At 69.4% G+C, this 20,907-nt stretch carries 20 protein-coding genes and 1 tRNA gene; 11 read left to right on the top strand and 10 right to left on the bottom strand.

What is annotated here, in order from left to right:
• The first annotated feature begins 76 nt into the window (after positions 1–76).
• Positions 77–814: a sulfurtransferase gene (locus tag RTA_RS07745; protein WP_041675187.1), complete on the top strand. Its 738-nt coding sequence runs from the start codon at positions 77–79 to the stop codon at positions 812–814.
• 9 nt (positions 815–823) lie between these two features.
• On the opposite strand, the gene RTA_RS07740 is transcribed toward RTA_RS07745, so the two are convergent.
• The 5 genes from RTA_RS07740 to RTA_RS07720 are packed head-to-tail and all read right to left on the bottom strand — an operon-like array spanning position 824 to position 4,323.
• The gene (locus RTA_RS07740) at positions 824–1,519 is read right to left on the bottom strand and encodes a DUF599 domain-containing protein (RefSeq protein ID WP_041676245.1); all 696 of its coding nucleotides are present in this window, start codon (positions 1,517–1,519) and stop codon (positions 824–826) included.
• 34 nt (positions 1,520–1,553) lie between these two features.
• Positions 1,554–2,495, bottom strand: coding sequence for a pirin family protein (locus tag RTA_RS07735; RefSeq protein ID WP_013900833.1), 942 nt, complete (start codon positions 2,493–2,495; stop codon positions 1,554–1,556).
• Between the two features lie 10 nt (positions 2,496–2,505).
• Positions 2,506–3,063: a flavodoxin family protein gene (locus tag RTA_RS07730; RefSeq protein ID WP_013900832.1), complete on the bottom strand. Its 558-nt coding sequence runs from the start codon at positions 3,061–3,063 to the stop codon at positions 2,506–2,508.
• Between the two features lie 52 nt (positions 3,064–3,115).
• Positions 3,116–3,568 (bottom strand): DoxX family protein, encoded by a 453-nt coding sequence (locus RTA_RS07725; RefSeq protein WP_013900831.1) that lies wholly within the window; start codon positions 3,566–3,568, stop codon positions 3,116–3,118.
• Between the two features lie 53 nt (positions 3,569–3,621).
• Complete coding sequence (locus RTA_RS07720) at positions 3,622–4,323, bottom strand: pirin family protein (RefSeq protein ID WP_013900830.1); 702 nt, start codon at positions 4,321–4,323, stop codon at positions 3,622–3,624.
• A 111-nt stretch (positions 4,324–4,434) separates the two neighbouring features.
• On the opposite strand from RTA_RS07720, the gene RTA_RS07715 reads away from it, so the two are divergent.
• From RTA_RS07715 to trmB, 4 genes are all read left to right on the top strand, one after another.
• Positions 4,435–5,370 carry a LysR family transcriptional regulator gene (locus RTA_RS07715; RefSeq protein ID WP_013900829.1) on the top strand — a complete coding sequence of 312 codons (936 nt, stop codon included), beginning with the start codon at positions 4,435–4,437 and terminating at the stop codon, positions 5,368–5,370.
• Between the two features lie 19 nt (positions 5,371–5,389).
• Positions 5,390–6,478, top strand: coding sequence for an NAD(P)/FAD-dependent oxidoreductase (locus tag RTA_RS07710; protein WP_049871247.1), 1,089 nt, complete (start codon positions 5,390–5,392; stop codon positions 6,476–6,478).
• 73 nt (positions 6,479–6,551) lie between these two features.
• Positions 6,552–7,457 carry a tRNA glutamyl-Q(34) synthetase GluQRS gene (gene gluQRS, locus RTA_RS07705; RefSeq protein ID WP_041675185.1) on the top strand — a complete coding sequence of 302 codons (906 nt, stop codon included), beginning with the start codon at positions 6,552–6,554 and terminating at the stop codon, positions 7,455–7,457.
• Between the two features lie 4 nt (positions 7,458–7,461).
• Complete coding sequence (trmB, locus tag RTA_RS07700; RefSeq protein WP_049871246.1) at positions 7,462–8,166, top strand: tRNA (guanosine(46)-N7)-methyltransferase TrmB; 705 nt, start codon at positions 7,462–7,464, stop codon at positions 8,164–8,166.
• A gap of 33 nt (positions 8,167–8,199) precedes the next feature.
• Here trmB and RTA_RS07695 read toward each other — a convergent pair whose 3' ends face one another.
• Together RTA_RS07695 and alaS are read right to left on the bottom strand one after the other, a co-directional pair.
• Positions 8,200–8,706 carry a hypothetical protein gene (locus RTA_RS07695; RefSeq protein ID WP_013900825.1) on the bottom strand — a complete coding sequence of 169 codons (507 nt, stop codon included), beginning with the start codon at positions 8,704–8,706 and terminating at the stop codon, positions 8,200–8,202.
• Positions 8,707–8,761: 55 nt separating this feature from the next.
• Entirely contained in the window at positions 8,762–11,392 is a 2,631-nt protein-coding gene (gene alaS / locus RTA_RS07690; protein ID WP_013900824.1) for an alanine--tRNA ligase, read from the bottom strand.
• 202 nt (positions 11,393–11,594) lie between these two features.
• Between alaS and RTA_RS07685 the strand changes: the two genes are divergently transcribed.
• The 3 genes from RTA_RS07685 (at position 11,595) to RTA_RS07675 (ending at position 14,395) form a co-directional block, all read left to right on the top strand.
• Positions 11,595–12,479 carry a mechanosensitive ion channel family protein gene (locus tag RTA_RS07685; protein WP_013900823.1) on the top strand — a complete coding sequence of 295 codons (885 nt, stop codon included), beginning with the start codon at positions 11,595–11,597 and terminating at the stop codon, positions 12,477–12,479.
• 35 nt (positions 12,480–12,514) lie between these two features.
• On the top strand, positions 12,515–14,287 hold the full coding sequence (locus tag RTA_RS07680) for a hypothetical protein (protein ID WP_013900822.1): 1,773 nt from the start codon (positions 12,515–12,517) through the stop codon (positions 14,285–14,287).
• A 34-nt stretch (positions 14,288–14,321) separates the two neighbouring features.
• A tRNA-Gly gene (locus RTA_RS07675) sits at positions 14,322–14,395 on the top strand.
• Here the strand turns inward: RTA_RS07675 and RTA_RS20180 are convergent.
• Complete coding sequence (locus RTA_RS20180) at positions 14,361–14,912, bottom strand: MOSC domain-containing protein (protein WP_081466236.1); 552 nt, start codon at positions 14,910–14,912, stop codon at positions 14,361–14,363. The genes RTA_RS07675 and RTA_RS20180 overlap by 35 nt on opposite strands.
• 38 nt (positions 14,913–14,950) lie before the next feature.
• Positions 14,951–15,595 carry a YbhB/YbcL family Raf kinase inhibitor-like protein gene (locus RTA_RS07665; RefSeq protein WP_013900821.1) on the bottom strand — a complete coding sequence of 215 codons (645 nt, stop codon included), beginning with the start codon at positions 15,593–15,595 and terminating at the stop codon, positions 14,951–14,953.
• 321 nt (positions 15,596–15,916) lie between these two features.
• On the opposite strand from RTA_RS07665, the gene RTA_RS07660 reads away from it, so the two are divergent.
• Genes RTA_RS07660 through RTA_RS07650 form a run of 3 tightly spaced genes read left to right on the top strand, consistent with a single transcriptional unit; the run spans position 15,917 to position 19,314 of the window.
• On the top strand, positions 15,917–17,401 hold the full coding sequence (locus tag RTA_RS07660) for a hypothetical protein (protein WP_013900820.1): 1,485 nt from the start codon (positions 15,917–15,919) through the stop codon (positions 17,399–17,401).
• Positions 17,398–18,075, top strand: a complete 678-nt coding sequence (locus tag RTA_RS07655) for a vWA domain-containing protein (protein WP_013900819.1) — start codon at positions 17,398–17,400, stop codon at positions 18,073–18,075. The genes RTA_RS07660 and RTA_RS07655 overlap by 4 nt, the downstream gene beginning before the upstream one ends.
• A 48-nt stretch (positions 18,076–18,123) precedes the next feature.
• On the top strand, positions 18,124–19,314 hold the full coding sequence (locus tag RTA_RS07650) for a rhodanese-like domain-containing protein (protein ID WP_013900818.1): 1,191 nt from the start codon (positions 18,124–18,126) through the stop codon (positions 19,312–19,314).
• Between the two features lie 105 nt (positions 19,315–19,419).
• Here the strand turns inward: RTA_RS07650 and RTA_RS07645 are convergent, their stop codons facing one another.
• Positions 19,420–20,709, bottom strand: coding sequence for a sulfite oxidase (locus tag RTA_RS07645; protein WP_226986152.1), 1,290 nt, complete (start codon positions 20,707–20,709; stop codon positions 19,420–19,422).
• Between the last annotated feature and the right edge of the window lie 198 nt (positions 20,710–20,907).

Raw genomic sequence — 20,907 nt, 5'->3', positions numbered from 1 at the left:
CGGGTCGATTTTACGAGCCGCACGCGGCGCAGCCGGACGGCCTGCGCCCTGCGGCGCCACGATAATGCGCCCAGCCATGCCTTCCGTGCTGAACGTCGCTGCCTACCGTTTCGTGGCGCTGGACCAACCCCATGCATTGCGCGATGAGCTGCTGGCGCAGGCCCGCCGGCGCGAGCTGCGCGGCACCCTGCTGCTGGCGACCGAAGGCATCAACCTGTTCCTGGCCGGCGAGCCGGCAGGCGTGCGAGGATTCCTCGACGAACTGCGCCGCGATACCCGCTTCGCCGGCCTGCAGGCCAAGGAAAGCTGGTCGGAGGCGCAGCCGTTTCGCAGGCTGGTCGCCAAGGTCAAGCGCGAGATCATCCGCATGAACCATCCCTCCATCCGCCCCGAGCACGGCCGCGCACCCGCCGTGGATGCACCCACCGTGCGGCGCTGGCTGGACCAGGGCCGCGACGACCAGGGCCGGCCGGTGGTGCTGCTCGACACGCGCAACGCGTTCGAGGTGGACCACGGCACCTTCGAGGGGGCGATCGACTGGCGGCTGGCCCGGTTCAGCGATTTCCCGGACGCCGTGCGGCAGCACCGCCACCAGCTGGAAGGCAAGACCGTGGTGAGCTTCTGCACCGGCGGCATCCGCTGCGAGAAGGCGGCCCTCTACATGCGCGAGGCCGGGCTGGACCAGGTGTGGCAGCTGGAAGGCGGCATCCTGAAGTACTTCGAGGAGGCCGGCGGCGCGCACTGGCACGGCCACTGCTTCGTGTTCGACGGGCGCGAGGCGCTGGATACCGGGCTGGCCGCCGTCACCGACTAGCTGCGGCCCTCAGTCGCGCAGCACGTGCAGCACCTGCGAGTGGAACTCGCGGCCGTACAGCACCGCCACCACCAGCGCGGCGCCCACCGCCAGCGCCAGCGGCGAGAAGAACCACGCGATGGCGGCGAAGGCGAAGTAGTAGGCCCGCACGCCGTCGTTGAAGGTCTCGGCCGCCATGCCCACCAGGGTGCCGGCGCGGTTGGCAAAGCGCTCGCGGTCGAACTTGCCGGCGGCGAACTCCTCCGGCGCCGGCAGCGACCCCAGCAGCAGCGCGCCGAAGGTGTACTGACGGATCGACCAGGTGAAGCGGAAGAAGGCATAGACGAAGATGCCGATCAGCACCAGCATCTTCAGCTCGAACACCAGCATCGAGGTGCGCGTGGCGAACGGGATCTCGCGCACGAACTCCGCCGCCTTGTCGGTGGTGCCCAGCAGGGCCAGCAGTCCGCCGATGATGATGATGGTGGCCGAGGCGAAGAACGAGGGGCTGCTGGACAGGCTCTGCACGATGATGCCGTCCAGCACCCGCGGATCGCGCGAGGTGGCCTGCAGCATCCAGTAGCGGCGGTAGCGGTTGGTGGTGGCCAGCAGCGTGGCGCCGTGGACGCTGGCGCGGCGCGAGTACCAGGCATAGCCCACCCAGGCGGCCAGGAACCAGGCCATCGCCAGCAGGTCGGGCCAGGGCAGGAGGGCCAGGGTTTGCATGCCGGCCATCATAGGACCGGCAGGCCCTGCCGCACTAGAGGTATTGCGGTCCCGGGCCCGCGCCGGGCGGCGGCGCAACGGCCGCTGCGGCCGGCGGCGCGACGAAGCGATGCTCGGGCAGCGGGATGAACTCGGTCTCGCCGGGCACGCGGCCGAAGCGCCCGGCCTCCCAGTCGGCCGCGGCCTGCTGGATGCGCTCGGGCCGGCTGGACACGAAGTTCCACCACATGTGGCGCGGCCCCAGCGGCTCGCCGCCGATCACCGCCAGGCGGGCGTCGGCAACGGCTTCCAGCCGCACGCCGGCATCCGGGTGCAGCACCGCCATCTGCCGCGCCGGCAGCGGCGCGCCATCCAGGCGCAACTCGCCGGCCACGGGGTACACGGCCATCTCGGCGGCCAGCGGCGGCAGCTCCAAGCGGGCGCCGGCCGGCAGCCGGATGTCCAGGTACAGCGTGGGCGAGGCGGGTTCGACCGGTGAACGCATCCCGAAGCCCTCGCCCACCAGCACACGCACCTGCGCGCCGCCGGCCTGCAGCGCCTGCGGGATCGCGGCCGCCGGCGTGTGGGTGAAGGACGGCGCGTCCTCCTCCTTGTCGCGCGGCAGGCCCACCCACAGCTGCAAGCCGTGGTTGACGAAGGTGGCGCCCTGCAGCGACGGGGGCCGCCGCTCGGAATGCACGATGCCGCGCCCGGCCGACATCCAGTTGATGGCGCCGGGCTCGATCAGCTGCTCGGTGCCCAGGCTGTCGCGGTGCATCATCGCGCCCTCGAACAGGTAGGTCACCGTGGCCAGGCCGATGTGCGGATGCGGCCGCACGTCGTGGTTGGCTTGCGGCACTTCCGTGACCGGGCCGAAGTGGTCGAAGAACACGAAGGGCCCGACGGCGCGCTGGCGCGCCGCAGGCAGCAGGCGGCGCACGGTGAAGCCGCCGCCCAGGTCCTTCTCGTGCCCGGCAAGTTGCAGCGCGGCGCCCACGGCAGCGACCTTACCTGCGGGCCCAGCGGGCGGCGGCTTCGGCAACCCGCTTGCCGAACTGGCGCGCGGTTTCCAGGTCGCCGGGGGCCATCTCCGCGGGCGAGGCGTCGGACGGGCTCTGGGCGATCGCGCCGGCGTACGAGCCGAGGCGGTTGGGATCGTCGCGCTGCGCGGCCTTGGTGCTGGAAGGCATGATGCCCTGGCTCACCCACAGGCCGCTGTGCTGCGCCGCCAGCGTGATGAAGTAGTGGATGGTCGAGTGCTTGTCGCCGTTGAGTGCCGCGCTGTTGGTGAAGCCGGCGAACAGCTTGTCCTTCCAGGCCTGGGTGAACCACGGCTTGGACGTGGCGTCGGCGAACTTCTTGAACTGCCAGCTCGGCCCGCCCATGTAGGTGGGCGAGCCGAAGACGATGGCGTCGGCGGCGGCCAGCTGCTCCCACGCGCCCTCGGGCAGGTTGCCCTCGGCGTCGATGGCGATCAGCCGGGCGGCGGCGCCCTCGGCCACGGCCTGCGCCTGGCGCTGGGTGTGGCCGTAGCCGGAATGGAAGACGACTGCGATGTCGGCCATGGGAAAACTCCTTTGTTGCTTTGAGGGGAAAGAAGAAGAGGAAGGGTGCGGCTCAGCGCTTGCGGCCGCGCGCGTCGATGCTCCAGCCACCGGGGCCGAAGGCCATCAGCACCAGCAGGCCGCCGACCACGGCGATGTTCTTGAAGAAGGCCTGTTGCTGCGCCATCGCCTGCGCGCCTTGCAGCGCCCAGAAGTTGTGGAAGACGACGCTGGCCACCACCGTGAAGACGGCCAGCACCAGGGCCGAGAACCGGGTCTTGAAGCCCGCCAGCAGCATCAGGCCGATGAGCAGCTCGACGACGATGGCGAGCGCCGCGCCGGCGGCCGGCATCGGCAGCCCCTTGGAGGCGATGTAGCCGGTCACGCCGGCGAAGCCGCCGATCTTGCTGAAGCCGGCCGGGATGAACAGCAGGGCGATCAGCGCCCGGCCCAGGAAGCTCAGCGCGTCCTGGCCGGAGGTGGTGGCCGTCGTGGCGGGGATGGTGGTGGCAGTGGTTGCGGTCATGTCAGCTCCTCGTCTGATGGTGGTTGGGAAAGCGAAGCAAACCAGAAAAACGCTCAGGGCGCCAGATCGAACACCAGCACCTCGGCATCGCGGCCGCTCGCCAGCGCCACACGGGTTTCGCCGTCCAGCAGCACGGCGTCGCCGGCCTTGAGCGGCCGCCCGTTGACGTCCAGCTCGCCGCGCACCAGGTGCACGTAGCCCTTGCGGCCGCTGGCCAGCTGCAGCTGCGTGGCCTCGGTGCCGTCGAACAGGCCGGCGTACAGGCGGGCGCTGGCATTGATCTGCACCGAGCCCTCGGCGCCGTCGGGCGAGGCCACCAGGCGCAGCCTGCCGCGCTTCTCGGCGTCGGCGAAGGTCTTCTGCTCGTAGCTCGGCGGGATGCCGTGGCGGTCCGGCTGGATCCAGATCTGCAGGAAGTGCGTCACCTGGTCCGGCGCATGGTTGAACTCGCTGTGCATCACGCCGGTGCCCGCGCTCATGCGCTGCACGTCGCCGGGCGGGATGCCCTTGACGTTGCCCAGCGTGTCCTTGTGCGCCAGGTTGCCCTGCAGCACGTAGCTGATGATCTCCATGTCGCGGTGGCCGTGGGTGCCGAAGCCGGTGCCGGGCGCGATGCGGTCCTCGTTGATCACCCGCAGGTTGCCCCAGCCCATGTGCTCGGGGTCGTAGTAGTTCGCGAACGAGAAGCTGTGGTACGAATCCAGCCAGCCGTGGTTGGCATGGCCGCGGTCCTGGGAGGGGCGCAAGGTCAGCATGGCAAATCCTTTCTTCTCAAACTTCGCTCGATGCAGCCAATGTAGGCGCCGAGCGGCGGTCATGGACTCAGCCGGTTTTGATGGCATCATTCAAAAAAACTGAACACCGCCTTGCCCACCCCCCGCGACGTCCTGACGCCCGACACCCTGGCCCTGCTGCAAGCCGTGGCCCGCACGGGCAGCTTCGCCGCCGCCGCGCGCGAGCTGGGCCTGGTGCCCAGCGCCGTCACCTACCGGGTGCGCCTGGTCGAGGACGCGCTGGACGCCCTGCTGTTCGACCGCAGCTCGCGGCAGGCGCGGCTGACAGATGCCGGCGCCGAGCTGCTGCGCGAGGGCGAGCGCCTGCTCGACCAGGTGGACGCGGTGGCGAACCGGGTGCGGCGCGTGGCCACCGGCTGGGAGACGCAGCTGACGCTGTCCATCGACGGCCTGATCGTGCGCGACACCGTGCTGGAGCTGTGCCAAGCCTTCTTCGACAGCTGTCCGCCGACCCGCCTGCGGCTGCGCGACGAGGTGCTCACCGGCACGGTCGAGGCGCTGCGCAACGGGCAGGCCGACCTGGCGCTGGGCTTCGCGATGGACCCCGGCACCCTGCCGGGCCTGCATCACCAGCTGCTGGGCGAGGTGGAGTTCGTCTTTGCCGTGGCGCCGCACCATCCGCTGGCCCGACATCCTGAGCCGCTGCCCGAGGAGGTGCTGCGCAGCCACCGTGCGGTGGCGGTGGCCGACAGCACGCAGCGCGGCCATGGCATGTCGATCGGACTGCTGGCGGGCCAAGAGGTGTTCACAGTGCCGACCATGGCGCTCAAGCTCGATGCGCAGCTGCGCGGGCTGGGCGCCGGTTTCCTGCCGGAGCCCGCGGCGCGGCCCTTCATCGAGAGCGGGCGGCTGGTGGTGCGGCAAACCGAGCGCCCCAGGCGCGTGGCGCGGCTCCACTACGCCTGGCGCTCCGGCAACCTGGGGCCCGGCCAAGGCCTGCAGTGGTGGCTGAACCAGCTGGAAAGCCCCGCGACGCGGCGCGCGCTGCTGGAGCGGCGCCGGGGCTGATGCCACAATCGCCCGCACCATGCCCCTGCCTTCCCCGCCGCCGATCGAATCGCCCAGCGCCGAGCCGCCCGTGCGCCGCAAGTTCGCAGTGATCGGCGCCGGCCTGGCCGGCATCGCCTGCGCGCGCACGCTGGCGCAGGCCGGCTGCGAGGTCACTGTGTTCGAGAAAAGCCGCGGCTATGGCGGCCGCATGGCCAGCCGCGACACGCCCTTCGGCCGCTTCGACCACGGCGCCCAGTACTTCACCGTGCGCGACGAGCGCTTCGCCCGCGCGCTGGCCCTGTCGCCGCAGCTGTGCCGCCCCTGGAGCGCCAACGCGGTGCGGGTGCTGGATGCGCATGGCCGCATGGCCGAGGCGTCCCTGCCGGCACCCGAGCGGCACTGGGTGCCCGTGCCGGGCATGGACGCCCTGGCCCGGCACTGGGCCCAGCCGCTGGCGCAGGCCGGGCGCACCGTGCTGGAGACGCGCGTGGCGCGCATCGAGCGCGACAGCCTGGACGGCCGCCGCTGGCAGCTGCGCACCGAGGGCATGGACGGCTCGGCGCGCGTGTTCTCGGGCTTCGACGCGGTCATGGTGGCCGTGCCCAGCCGGCAAGCCATGGACCTGCTGCGCGAGTCCGCGCTGGCTCCGGCGTTTGCCGAGCGCCTGGCCCAGGTCGAGGTGGCGCCTTGCTGGACCCTGATGCTGGCCTTTCCCCAGGCCGTGCAGCCGGGCCTGACGACCCTGGGGCCGCAGTGGAACGCGGCCCTGAGCACGCACCACCGCATCGCCTGGCTGTCGCGCGAATCGTCCAAGCCGGGCCGCGGCCCGGTGGAGCGCTGGACGGTGCAGGCCAGCGCGGCATGGTCCTCCGAGCACCTGGAAGACGACCCGCAGCGCGTCACGGCCAAGCTGCTGCGCGCCTTTGCCGAGGTCACCGGCATCCGCGCCGAGCCCGCCCATGTCCAGGTGCACCGCTGGCGCTTTGCGCGCACCCAGGTGCCGCTGGGCCGCAGCCACCTGTGGGACAGCCGCGTCGGCCTGGGCCTGTGCGGCGACTGGTGCCTGGGCCACCGCGTCGAGAACGCCTTCGTCTCGGGGCTGGAGCTGGCGCTGGCCGCCCTCTGAGGCCATGGGCTTGAGCGCCGCCGGGCCGCCCCAAGGCGCGAAGGCCCGCTCGGGGGGCAGCGACCCACACGCAGTGGGAGAGCGTGGGGGCACACGGTACCTGGGGCGCTTTGCCCCCTCCCCCACCGGGGCGCTGCATGCCGGCTCGCTGGTGGCCGCGCTGGCCAGCTGGCTGGACGCGCGGGCCCATGGCGGCCGCTGGCTGGTGCGCATCGAGGATGTGGACACGCCGCGCTGCGTGCCGGGTGCGGACCACACCCTCCTGCGCCAGCTGGCCGACTGCGGCCTGGTGCCCGACGAGGCGCCGCTGTGGCAGTCGCGGCGCGGCGCGCTGTACCAGGCCGCGCTGGATACGCTGGTGCGGCGCGGACTGGCCTATCCCTGCGGCTGCACGCGCAAGGACATCGAAACCACCTTGGCGGCGCAGGGTCGCGCGCGCGAGCGCCATGGCGAACTGGTCTACCCGGGCACCTGCCGCGAGGGCCTGCACGGCAAGCCGCCGCGGGCCTGGCGGATGCTGACGCGCGGGGCGGGCCGGGTGGACTGGACCGACCGCCGCCTGGGCCCGCAGTCGCAGGAGGTGGAGCGCGAGGTGGGCGACTTCGTGCTGAGCCGCGCCGACGGGCTGTGGGCCTACCAGCTCGCCGTGGTGGTCGACGATGCCGCCCAGGGCGTCACCCACGTGGTGCGCGGCGAGGACCTGGCCGACAACACCGCCCGCCAGGTGCTGCTGCAGCGCGCTCTGGGCCTGCCCGCGCCGTACTACCTGCACACGCCGCTGGTGCTGGGCGCCAACGGCGAGAAGCTGTCCAAGCAGAACGGCGCAGCGGCGCTGGACACCTCGGATGCGCTGCGCTGCCTGCGCGAGGCCGGGCGGGTGCTGGGCATCACCGGCGACGCGGCCAGCGCCGCCGGCTGGCTGCAGGCGGCCACCCGGGAGTGGGCCCGGCGATGGGTGCCGCCCGGGCCGCGACAATAGTGCCATGAGCGAGCCGCCGAACGCCCCGCCCGGGAGCGTGCCCCATCCCCGCACCGTCCGCAGCTTCGTGCGCCGTGCCGGCCGCACCACCATCGGCCAGGCGCGCGCCTTCGAGACGCTGGGCCCGCGCTTCCTGCTGCCCTACACAGGCGAGCCGCTGCAGCTGGCCGCCGCCTTCGGCCGCGAGGCCCCCACCGTCCTGGAGATCGGCTTCGGCATGGGCGAGGCCACGGCCCACATCGCGGGGCTGATGCCGCAGAAGAACTTCCTGTGCTGCGAGGTGCACGAGCCGGGCGTGGGCGCGCTGCTCAAGCGCATCGGCGAGCTGGGCCTCTCGAACATCCGCATCGTCCCGCATGACGCGGTGGAGGTGGTGGACCGCATGCTGACGCCCGCCAGCCTGGCCGGCATCCACGTCTTCTTTCCCGACCCCTGGCACAAGCTGCGCCACCACAAGCGCCGCCTGATCCAGCCGCCGCTGGCGGCGCGGCTGGCCAGCCGGCTGGCGCCCGGCGGCTACCTGCACTGCGCCACCGACTGGGAACCGTACGCGCAGCAGATGCTGGAGGTGCTGTCGGCCGAGCCGCTGCTGGCCAATACCGCCCCGGGCTTCGCGCCCCGGCCCGACTACCGGCCGCTGACCAAGTTCGAGAACCGCGGCCTCAAGCTGGGGCACGGCGTGTGGGACCTGGTGTTCGTGCGCTCATAGCGGCCCGTAAGAACCCTTCGGCACACGCGGGCGTCACTGGTCGAGCTTGCGGTCTTCCTGCTTGGTCTTGCGCATGGCTTCGGGTTCCAGCTCCTCGGCTTCGCGGTTGAAGTGGATGAAGACCCCCCAGGCGGCCAACAGCGCCCCGGTGGAGAGCAGCAGCGCCGCGGCATAGACCAGTTCAGCCAAGTCCTCGTGGATGGCCGTAAAGGCGGCCACCAGGCCCTCGATCGCCAGGGCCACCACGACGACCACCATGAACCGCGACAGGAAGCGGCGCGCCCGGGTCGGCGCGCTGATGTCCACCCCGCGGATGATCTCCTCCTCCGTGATGGTCTGCGCGATCTGCAGTGCGACCACCGCAGCGGCCAGCACGCCGATGGCCTCGATGACGCCCTGCGCCGCGCCTTCGTCCAGGGCCCCGCTCACCGCCGTCCAGGCGATCCGCGCCGCGACGAAGACCAGGACAAGGGCAGCAGCCGCAAACAGCACGGCGATCACGCCGTGGATGGACGAGAAGATGCGCGAGAGGACCTTCACGGTGCACCGCACACCGAGGAGGCGAACGCTGGCAGCACGCGGACCGGTCGCATGCTCACGCGCCGAGGCGCTCCGCCACCCAGCTCCGCACCGATTGCAGCGCCACCGGCAGCTGGCCGGCATCGGTGCCGCCGGCCATGGCCAGGTCCGGCTTGCCGCCGCCCTTGCCGCCGACCTGCTGCGCCACGAAGTTCACCAGCTCGCCGGCCTTGACCTGGCCCATGCGGTCGGCCGTGACGCCGGCGGCCAGCTGCACCTTGGTGCCGTCCACCGCCGCCAGCACGATGGCCGCGGACTTGAGCTTGTCCTTGAGCTTGTCCATGGTGTCGCGCAGGGTCTTGGCGTCGGCGCCCTGCAGCGTTGCCGCCAGCACCTTGGTGCCCCTGACGTCCACCGCCTGGCTGACCAGCTCGTCGCCCTGGGAGGACGCAAGCTTGCCCTTGAGCTGGGCCACTTCCTTTTCCAGCGTGCGCACCTGCTCCAGCACCTGGCCGACACGCGCCTGCAGCTCGGCCGCCGGGGCCTTGAGTGCCGCGGCGGCGCTCTGGACCGTGGCTTCCACCTGCTGCAGGTAGGCCAGCGCATTGGCGCCGGTCACGGCTTCCACGCGGCGGATGCCCGCGGCCACGCCGCCTTCGCTCACGATCTTGAACAGGCCGATGTCGCCGGTGCGCTGCACATGCGTGCCGCCGCACAGCTCGCGGCTGGAGCCGATGTCCAGCACCCGCACCGTGTCGCCGTACTTCTCGCCGAACAGCATCACGGCGCCGGTGGCCTTGGCGGCCTCGATCTCCATCACCCGCGCCTGGGTGGGGTGGTTGTCCAGGATCTCGGCGTTGACGCGCCGCTCGATCTCGCGAACCTGGTCCTGCGTCACCGGCTGGTTGTGCGTGAAGTCGAAACGCGTCTTGTCGGCGTCGACCAGCGAGCCCTTCTGCTGCACGTGCGGGCCCAGCACCTCGCGCAGCGCCTTGTGCATCAGGTGCGTGACGCTGTGGTTGCGCATGGTGGCCTGCCGGCGGGCCACGTCCACCTTGGCCATGACCGCGTCGCCGACCTGCAGCGTGCCCTGAGTCTGCATGCCGTGGTGGCCGTAGACGTCGGCCTTGATCTTCTGCGTGTCCTCGACGCCGAACTGCACGCCCTCGGCGGTGATCTGGCCGCAATCGCCGACCTGGCCGCCGCTCTCGGCGTAGAACGGCGTGGTGTCGAGGACCACCACGCCGGGCTCGCCCTCGCGCAGCGCCTGCACCGGCGTGCCGTCGCGGTACAGCGCCACCACCTTGGCCGGCTCCTCCAGGCGCTCGTAGCCGGTGAAGGGATGGCCGGCGCCGCTGTACTCCAGGGCGCGGTCCATCCTGAACTTGCCGGCCGCGCGGCCGGCGGCCTTCTGCCTGTCCATGGCGGCGTTGAAGCCGGGCTCATGAACGGTGACGCCGCGCTCGCGGCAGACGTCCTGGGTCAGGTCCAGCGGGAAGCCGTAGGTGTCGTGCAGCTTGAACGCCACCTCGCCGGGCAGGACCTTCTGGCCATCCTTCAGCGCGGCGTCCAGGATGTCCATGCCATTCTCCAGCGTCTCGAAGAAACGCTCCTCCTCGGCCTTGAGCACCTCGGTGATGCGCTGCTGCTCGGCCTTCAGGCGCGGATAGGCAGCGCCCATCAACTTCACCAGGTCGGGCACCAGCTTGTGGAAGAAGGGGGTCTTGCGCCCGAGCTTGTAGCCGTGGCGGATGCCGCGGCGCACGATGCGGCGCTGCACGTAGCCGCGGCCCTCGTTGCTGGGGATCACGCCGTCGCTGACCAGGAAGGCGGTGGCGCGGATGTGGTCGGCGATCACGCGCAGCGACGGGTTGGCCAGGTCCGGGGTGCCGGTCTCGCGCGCGGCGGCGGCGATCAGCGCCTGGAACAGGTCGATCTCGTAGTTGCTGTGCACGTGCTGCAGGATGGCGGCCAGCCGCTCCAGACCCATGCCGGTGTCCACGCAGGGCGCCGGCAGCTTCCGGATGCTGCCGTCCGGCTGCATGTCGAACTGCATGAACACGTGGTTCCAGATCTCGATGTAGCGGTCGCCGTCGGCATCGGGGCTGCCCGGAGGGCCGCCCGGGATCTCGGGGCCGTGGTCGTAGAAGATCTCGGAGCACGGGCCGCAGGGGCCGGTGTCGGCCATCATCCAGAAGTTGTCGGAGGCGTACTTGGCGCCCTTGTTGTCGCCGATGCGCACCACGCGCTCGGGCGGCAGGCCGATCTCCCGGGTCCAGATGTCGTAGGCCTCGTCGTCGTCGATGTAGACCGTCGCCCAGAGCCTGTCCTTGGGCAGTTTGTAGACCTCGGTCAGCAGCTCCCAGCCCCACTTCAGGCTGTCGCGCTTGAAGTAATCGCCGAAGCTCCAGTTGCCCAGCATCTCGAAGAAGGTGTGGTGCCGCGCGGTGTAGCCCACGTTCTCCAGGTCGTTGTGCTTGCCGCCGGCGCGCAGGCAGGCCTGCACCGAGGCGGCGCGCACGTAGGGCCGCTTGTCGGCGCCCAGGAACACGTCCTTGAACTGCACCATGCCCGAGTTGGTGAACATCAGCGTGGGGTCGTTGCCCGGCACCAGCGGGCTGGACTCGACCACCGTGTGGCCCTTGCCGGCGAAGAACTGGAGGAAGGTCTTGCGGATGTCGGCGACGGTGAACTTGGGTGTGCTCATAGTGTGCTCAGCAGAACAGACGATTATAGGTTTGGGGGTCCCGGCGTGCCCTGCACGGCCCATGGCAGAAACCCACGGCCGAGACAGGATCAAGGTCCTGCAAGTGCGTCCTACATGGGCGACGGACCTGCGCTGACGAAATGGCAGCACTTCAGGCTGGAAAGTCGCCTCCTTCCCTCTCTTCCCTCGACCGGAGCTTTTCATGGAAACCAACACCATCACCGAGTGGAGCACGGCCATCATGTCGTCGCTGGCCGCAGCCATGGCCTTGTTCTTCTCGGCCATCCCCAAGATCCTGGGCTTTCTCGTCATCGTCCTGGCCGGCTGGTTCATCGCCTCGCTGGTCGAGAAGGGCATTGCCGCCATCCTGCGCTCGATCCGCTTCAACGACCTGGCTCAGCGCTCGGGCCTGGCAGACTTCGTCCACAAGATGGGCACCGGCACCGACCCGGCCGGGATGATAGGCGCGGTGGTGAAGTGGTTCATCCGGCTGATCGCGCTGGTGGTGGCCTTCGACGCGCTGGGACTGCCCGCGGTGTCGGACGTGCTGCGCCAGCTGCTCCTGTGGCTGCCCAACGTGGTCGTGGCCCTGGTGGTGCTGGTCATCGGCGGACTGGCGGCCCGCGCGCTCAGCAATATCGTGCGCGGCGCCGCGGCCGAGGGTGGCCTGGGCAATCCCGACTTCCTAGCCAAGGTGGCCTCCACGGTGGTGTGGACCTTCGCCGTCGTGGTGGCGGTCAACCAGCTGGGCATCGCCACCACGCTGGTGAACACCTTGTTCATGGCCGTGGTCGGCGCGATCGCGCTGGCGCTGGGCCTGTCCTTCGGCCTGGGCGGCCGCGAGACCGCCGCCGAGATCGTGCGCAACTGGTACGGCAAGTCGCATGAGAAGGCCGCGCAGCTGCAGCGCACCGCCGAAGCCGCAGGGCAACGGGCCAGCGGCATGGCTGCAGGCGGCGGCGCCGGCGCTGGTTATGCCGGCGGCAGCGGCAGCATGGGTGGCAGCACCGGTACGGGCGGCACCTCCGGTGGCGGCATGGGCCGTCCGGGCTATCAGCCGGCCAGACCGGGGCGTGATAATGGATAGATGCAGATAGACGCTGAAGCACGCCGGGTGGCGGCGTGAATTGGAATGACCTTGCCGGCGATTCGCCGGGAGCGCTGGCCCAGCTGATCGATCGGCTGGGCAGCCCCTCTATGTTGACGGAAGCGGGCCTGGCCCTCGTCATCACCATCCTGGCACTGGCCGCCCCTCGCCTGGGCGGCGTTTTCTTTGGCCGCATCGAGCAGGCGGCAGCGCCGCTGTTGGCCCGTCCCTGGCGGGCTATTCTCTTCGTCGGTCTGCTCGCCGTGGCTGCGCGGGCGGTTTTTCTGCCGTGGCTGGGCCCGCCCTCGGCCGCCGTCCACGATGAGCAAAGCCTGCTGCTGCAGGCACAGACCTATCTGCAGGGCCGGCTGGCCAACCCGACCCATCCGTTCTGGGAGCATTTCGAGACCTTCCACGTCAACCAGGTCCCGGCCTACGCGTCCATGTACTTCCCGGGCCGCAGCGCGCCGCTGGCCGCCGGCCTGCTGGTGGCGGGCGAGCCCTGGGTGGGTGTCTGGCTGTCCTTCGTGCTGATGTGCATGGCGGCCGTATGGATGCTGCAGGCCTGGGTGCCGGCGCCGTTCGCTCTGCTGGGCGGCGTGCTGCTGGTGATCCGCTTCGGCGTCTTCAGCTACTGGGTCAATTCCTACTGGGGCGGCGCGTTCACCGCGCTGGGCGCGATGCTGGTGATCGGCGCCTTGCCGCGCATCCTGCGACGCCCGAGCTGGGCCTTGGGAGGCACCATCGGGTTGGGCGCCGCCATCCTGATGACCACGCGTTCCTACGAAGGCATGCTGTTGTGCATCCCGGTGGCCGTGCTGCTGCTGGCACGCCTGCTGCGGCCCAGTTGGGCCGGCGGGCGCTGGCAGCTGCTCAAGACGGTGGTGCCGGCCACCGCCCTGGTGGGCGCCGGCGGCGCGCTGCTGCTGGCCTACAACGTGGCCACCACCGGCCACGCCCTCCTGACGCCGTACGAAGTCAACCGCGCGGCCTATGCGGCGGCGCCGGCGTTCCTGACCTCGCCGCCGCTGCAATCGCAGCTGCGCGGGCCGGCCTACTTCCGCGACTTCTACCGCGCCGAGGGACGCGACTACCAGCGGCGCTACTCCACGGCCGGCATCGGCGCCGGCATCGCCGGCAAGCTGTTCCACAACTGGAACTTCTACGTCGGCCCCCTCTTCACCTTCGCCCTGCTGGCCGGGCTGGGGGCGGTGCGGCGCGAGGGATTCCTCCTGGGCACGCTGGGGTTCTTCATGCTCGGGTATGCGCTGGTGACCTGGAACTTCCCGCACTACACGGCGCCGCTGTTGCCGGTGCTGCTCATCATCGTGATGCGCGGCTTCATGTACCTGCGCGGCTGGCAGCTGCGCGGGCGGCCGGTGGGCCTGTTCCTCACGCGGGCCATGCCCGCCGCCGCGGTGGCCACGCTGCTGCTGCCGGCTGCCGCGGTGGTGTTCGGCGTCCCGCGGCTCAACGCCGAATTTACCGCCCAGGCCTGCTGCGCGATCGGCCAGGAGGGCCTGCGCAACCGGCTGATCGCGCGCCTGAAAAACGAACCCGGCCGCGACCTGGTGCTGGTCAAGGTGGGGCCCCACACGCCGCTGCACTACGAGATGGTCTACAACGAGCCCGACATCGATCGGGCCGAGGTGGTGATAGCGCGCAGCCTGGGTGACACGCGCGACCGGGCGTTGCTGCAGCATTTCGCCGACCGCCGCATCTGGCAGTTCGATTGGCGCCCCGATTTGCCGGAGGCTTACACGCTGGTGCCGCTGTCGCCGCAGGCGATCGCCGCGGCACCGCGTTAGCGGCAGGAACGGAGCTTGTACACTTCGTGGCCACGCGGGCGTCGTTCAATGGCAGGACCTGAGCTTCCCAAGCTCAAGACGTGGGTTCGATTCCCATCGCCCGCTCCAATCCATCAGGCATCTGCACAGGCCGGCAGCGCATCCCGACGCTGACGCGGCCGCCGGCCAGCACCCGTGCCGTCACCCCGCCATGGCCGCGCAAGGCGTTGTACGCGCCGGGGCCCAGGGCGGCTTCCATCTTCGAACAGGGCTCGCAAGGACCCGTCACCTCCAGCAGCACGGCATCGCCGATGCGCAGCGCGAGCGGCCGGTCGGCGAACAGCGAGCGCGCCGCCAGCAGGTTCAGGCCCGAGACCACCAGGTTGCGCCGCAGCAGTGCGGGATCGATGGCGTCACGCCGCAGCAAGGCCGCGAGCACCGGCAGGTGCTCGGCCTGCAGCAGCGTCACCTGGCGCTTGCCGCCCCCGCGGCCCGCCGCGCTGCGGTCGCCGGCCAGTCCGCGGCCGGCCAGGGCTTCGGCCGCTGGAGCGCTGTGCACGGGCGTGCCCCGCGCCGGCCGCAGCAGGATGGCTTCGAGCCGGCCTTCGAAAGGAAAGAAGCCGGTGAGTTGGCGCAGGTCGTCCACATCGCAGCATAGCGGCCGCAGCCGCGGCAACGCGGTCGTCAGTGGGGCGGCACCGCCGCCGTGACGGCCGCTGCCTTGGCGCCTTCGCCGGCCTTGATCGAGCCGTCGGGCCGGGCATAGGTACCGATCAACAGCCCGCTGGCCAGGGCGCGCGCGCGTACCTCGTCCATCACCGCATCGCGGCCGGGCGTGCCGCTGAAAGGCGCGCCCGGCCCCAGCGCGAACAACTGGAAGGCGTAGCGGTGCGAGCCGTGGCCCGGCGGCGGGTCGGGCGGCAGCCAGCCGGCGCGGAAGTAGGAGTTGCGGCCCTCGTGCACGTCGGCCGTACCCTCATGGTCGGCGCTCTGGAGCGCTCCCTCGGCCAGGGCACCGTCCTCGGGCGCCAGGTCGACCACGATGGCATGCACCAGCGGCTGCGGCGTGGGCGCATCGGCGTCCTCGACGATGAGCACCAGGGAGGCCGTGCCCGCAGGAACGCCCTGCCACTGCAGCGGCGGTGACAGGCCCTCGCCATCGGCCGTGTAACGCGCCGGGATGGGCATGTGGTCGGCAAAAGCCAGGCTGCTGACCTGGATCGCCGCCAGTCCGGCGCGCAAGCCGCTGTGGTGGAAGGCGATCTTGTCCAACCCGGCGCGGCGATGGCGCAGCACGTGGCCGACGGCCCCCGGCAATTTCTCCAGCATCAAAAAGGCTCCGCATGAAAACAGCTGGAGTCAAGTTAAAGGACGCCCGGACACCCCGATGTCGGACAAAAGCTTGTCGCCAAGACTTGCGACGAAACATTGAATATGTAACAAATATTAATAGTGATGCGAATACGCGCGGCTTTCGTTGCAACCGTGCACTGCTGCGGATTTGCAGCGCGACAGCAAATCCTTCTCATCCTAGGATGACGCGGCTGAGTCATTAAGGAAGAGCAGGAAAAAGCTCGGTATGGGGGCGCGGCGTCCATTTGCATGGGGTTGCCAGCGCCATCAATGAATGCAAGTCGGAGAGGAGAAAACATGTTGCCCCTGGAGTCGCTCTTGATATGGCCGGACCGGCTTTTGCTGTCCGTCGCGTTCCTGTTCCTGATCGGGATGCCGTTCCTCTACATGGCACGCAAGCCCGTGCACGAACTCATCAGAGGAGCGGCGCGGTCCGTTTCCAACCCGCTGAAGCTGAGTGCGCGTTGGCTGAGCAAGACAGCCCAGCGCCTGCACCATCGCAACCGCGAAGTGCTGTTCGCGCAGGCCGCCCATGAGGTCGGCAAGGGGGTCGAGCGCGACCTGGAGCGCGTCTCCGCCCTTGTGCAGCGGGATCTGGAGGGCTATCCGGCCCTGCAGCGCAAGCTGATGGATCAGATCACGCAGATCGAGGAGGACTACAAGAAGAGCGGCGAGGTGCCCCCGCCCCCGCCGGAATGGGTCAACGCCGTCGAGGCGATCGCCAAGATCAAGCCGTCGAGCGATGGGATGGTGCAGCGCATCCTGGGCGAGATCCGCAAGGCGCTGGATGACATCTATGCCAAGGTCATCGCGGAATACCGCGGGACGGCCAAGGAGCGGCATCGCATCCTCAACGGCTTCCTGCCGTTCTGGCGCTCGGTCAGCCAGACGCTCACGCAGGTGAACGGCAACATCACCAGTCTCAAGGACAGCGCGGCGCGGATCGACGCCAATGTGCTCAAGCTCGACAAGATCCATGCCCGCGGCAAGGACATCACGCACGCGCTCACCACCTCGGCCGCCACGCAGTTCTTCGTGTCCGGCCTGATCATGCTGATCGCCGTGGGCGGCGCCTACATCAACTACAAGCTGATCGCCCTGCCCATGGCGGCAATGGTCGGCGGCGGCGACTACATCGCGGGCAACATGCAGGCCTCCGAACTGGCGGCGCTGGTCATCATCCTGTTCGAGGCGCTGATGGGCCTGTTCCTGATGGAGATGCTCCACTTCACCCGCCTGCTGCCCCTGGGCAACCTGACCGAGAAGATGCGCCGCCGCCTGATGTGGGCCTCGCTCACGGTCCTGCTGGTGCTGGCGGGCTTCGAAGTCGCCCTGGCGGTGATGCGCGACGAGATCATCGCGGCCGGCATGGCGCTCAAGCAGCAGCTGAGCGCCGCAGCGGGCGCAGGCGCCGCCGCGGCTCCGGCCGAAGCCAGCTGGGTCATGCGCATTCCCACCATCGGGCAGATGGTGCTGGGATTCACCTTGCCGTTCGCCCTGGCGTTCGTCGCGATCCCGCTGGAGCATTTCGTCAACACGGGCCGCACCGTGCTCGGCGCGCTGCTCGACATGGTGATGCACGCGCTGGCGTTCGCGCTGCGCTTCCTGGCCATCGCCGTCAAGGAACTCGGCCGCTTCACGATCATGCTCTATGACGTGCTGATCTTCGCCCCGTTGGCGGTCGAGCGCTGGGTGGCCGGCCACCGCGGCGCCGGCCCGCGCATGTCGCAGCTCAGCCCGGCGAGTGCATTCGGCGAGCTGCCGTCGGGGAAGACGCGATGAGCGCCCCGTTGCGGCGCAGGCGCCTGCTGCTTGCGGCGGCGCTGCCCCTCCTCGCGTCCTGCGGGCCGCAGGTCAACCGGCACCAGGCCGTTTACGTGCTGATCGACACGTCAGGCACGTACGCCAAGGAGCTGGGCAAGGCGCAGGCCATGGTCAATTACCTGCTGGGCACGATCAACCCCGGCGATTCGCTGGCCATCGGCCAGGTCCAGAGCCGCAGCTTCAGCGAGAAGAGCATCGTGGCCAAGGTCAGCCTGGGCCGCGACCCCATGGCCGTCAACACGCAAAAGCGCGCGTTCAGCCAGCAGTTCGCGGACTTCTCCAAGACGGTGCAGACCTCCAAGGGAAGCCGCTACACCGACATTACCGGCGGCGTGATCCAGGCTGCGGAGTACCTGAACGAGACCCAGGCGGGCAAGAAGACCATCGTCATCTTCTCGGACATGCAGGAGGAGCTGGACGACAAGACGCAGCGCAACAACATCCCGCTCAAGCTCGATGGCATCCACCTGGTGGCCGTCAACGTCACCAAGCTGGAGACCGACAACGTCGATCCCCGCCGCTACCTGGGCCGACTCGAGTGGTGGGAAAAACGCGCCCGTACGGCCGGCGCGGCCGACTGGAAGGTGGTCAACGACATGGAACACCTGGACCGCATCTTCAAAGCCAATTAGCACCCGGCGCGGCTGGCTGCAGCCGTCTACCAACAAGAGGCATTCATCATGAAAAAACCCACGACCAAGCTCTACGCGACGACCATCCTGGCTGCCGCGCTGTCCGCTGCGTTCCTGCCAGGAACCGACGCACATGCCCAGACCAAGATCCTGATCAACCCCGGCGACCAGGGCGAGCAGTCCCGCTACTCCGTCTACCTTTCCTGGAAAAGCGCGATCGAGCAGGCCTTGCGCAAGGAAAAACTGGCCGACATGAACATCCTGCTGTCCACCGACGCGGGTGCGGACCTGGGTGCGACGCGCTCGAAGATTCCTGATGTCTTCATCGCCCCGGCCCACGTGATCGGCAGCGCCGTGCGTTATGGCTACACCCCCGTGCTGGGCATCGACCGCCCCGTGCAGGCGGTGCTGGTCACCAGCGCCGACGGCGCGGTCGACAGCCTGAAGGCACTCAAGGGCAAGCGCCTGGGGCTGCCGCTGCAGGACAGCCTGGTCACCTACCTCCTGCGCGGCGAACTCAACGCCGCGAACACGACGCTCAAGAGCCACTTCGCCACGCTGTACGAAACCCGCTACCAGGACGCGCTGCTGCTGTGCCTCCAGGTGCGGCGCTGCGATGCGGTCGCCGTGGAGCGGTCGGTGTTCGACCGCTGGGCGGCCAATGGCGAGAAGATCAAGATACTGATGGAGACCCGCACAGCTCCGGCGTTGTCGGTCGCGATCAAGAACGGCACACGGCCCGGCGTGGAAGCGCTGCGCGCCGCACTGGCCACAGGCCCCGGCGTGACCCAGGCCGGCGCCGCCCTGGTGCCCATGGCGGCGAGCGACTTCGACTATGTCTCCACGCTGGGCTACTTCACCCCGCGCAGCCTGCCTGGCGCCACCCTGCTGGACGCCCAGGGGGTCAAGCAGCTGATGGAGGCCGGCGCGGTCTTCGTCGACACGCGCACCGAGGTGGAGTTCAAGGCGGGCCATATCCCCGGGGCCAAGCTCGTCCCCTACGTGGAAAAGAGCGCGAAGGACGCCGACTTCAAGGCAGCCGACGACCAGTTCGACCTGGCCCAGCTCCCGAACGACCGCGGCACCCCGTTGATTTTTTCCTGCAATGGAGCCGAATGCTGGAAGAGCTTCAAGGCCAGCCATGCCGCCCTCAAGGCCGGGTACACGCGGGTCCACTGGTTCCGCGGCGGCTTTCCCGAGTGGCGCAGCGCCGGCCTGAAGATCGACACGATGCACTGACCGTCCGCCCGCCCTGCAATCTCTGCACGGCGGCGGGCCCAAAGAAAATGCCCCGCTCAGGCGGGGCATTTTCTTTGGGAGGCCGCTTGCGCGGCCGCCGGCTGGCTACGCGTTCACCGTCACCGGATGGTTCACCACCGCCCAGAAGGAGTAGCCCTGCGAGTTGAAGGGGAGGCTGTCGGGCTGGACCAGGCCGTCGCTGTCGGTCGCGCGGACCTTGACGGTGTAATGGCCCGGCATGGCGTCCCACATCACCGTCCAGCGCGTCCAGGCCTGCTCCTTGTCCGGACCGGAGGTCCGCGCGCGGACCCAGTTGAAGCCGCCGTCGAAGCTGACCTCCACCCGGTGGATCTTCTTTCCGCTGCCGGTCCAGGAACGCCCGGTCAGCATGTTGCGCCCCGCTTGCAGCGTGGCCGGAAACGGCAGCTCCAGGGCGCTCTTGACCTTGTGGGTCGTGACAGGCGGGAAGTCGGGGGCATATTCCGGACCGAAGAAGCGGTACTGCGTGGTGTTCCAGGGCGAGAACAGGGGCGTTTCCGACACTTCGATGCTGCCGATCCACTTGATGCTGGAGATGCCCCCCCAGCCAGGAACCAGCAGGCGCACCGGATGGCCATGGTCAGGCGGCAGGACTTCCCCGTTCATGCGGAAGACGAGCAGCGTGTCCTTGTCGAGCGCCTTTTCGATCGGCAGGGGCCGGCGCACATTGCCCTGGCCGGTCACCGGGTTGTCCAGGCCCTGGGGCATGATGTCCACGGCCGTTTGCTTGACCCCGGCCTTCTTCAGCACCTTCCATAGCGGGACACCCTCCCATTCGGCCACGCCGATGGCGCCCAGCTTCCACTGCGTGCCCGGGGCTGGCGTTCCCTGCTGCGAGCCGAAGAAACTGCGCGCATTGCCTGCGCATTCGATGGCCCGGGTCCGGGTGACGGACTCCATGTCCAGGAGGTCCGCGTAAGTCAGCTCGATGGGTGTCGCCACGCCAGAGCCGAAGATCTGCAGGCGCCAGGTGTCGGCCGCCAGCCGGGGCGTGACGGTGTGGTTGCGCACGAAGAAAAGCTCGTTGGGCACCGTGTAGTCCTGGCCGCGCATGGCTTCCCAGCGCATCTCCCGGTTGGTGCCCAGCGTATAGAAGAGATCGCTTGGCGTGGGCTTGACGATCGGGGTGAGCGCCTGCTGGGCAGAAGCCTGCCGCATCGACCCGGGGACCATGCCTCCGGCTGCGCCGACTGCCAGGCTCGAGGCGAACAACCTGAGTACCTTGCGCCGGTCCAGGCCGGTGGTGCGCTGTATTTGCCACAGATGCCGCTCCAGCCGGTCGCGGTCATAGACCGCCTCGTCCTTCAATTCGTCGTGAGTCACAGTAACTCTCCAGTCAATTTGTGAAGCAAACACCAAGGAGAGAAGATGGCCTCCTCAGCTCGTACTACCCGCGTAGTTGCGCTGTTTCTGACTGCTGAGCGTCACTCGCTGAAACAACTCTAGATTCAGAAATTACAAAAAGCACCCGTTAAGTGCGTCTATTTGTTACTTGAGGTAGTTCTTTCAGCTGTGGATAAGCTGGTGGACATCATGGCTTTTGCCTGATGTGCC

The sequence above is a fragment of the Ramlibacter tataouinensis TTB310 genome (genome assembly GCF_000215705.1).
GTDB lineage: Bacteria > Pseudomonadota > Gammaproteobacteria > Burkholderiales > Burkholderiaceae_C > Ramlibacter > Ramlibacter tataouinensis.
Note: the sequence above shows the minus strand (reverse complement) of the source record. Positions and strands in the feature narration are given on the sequence as shown.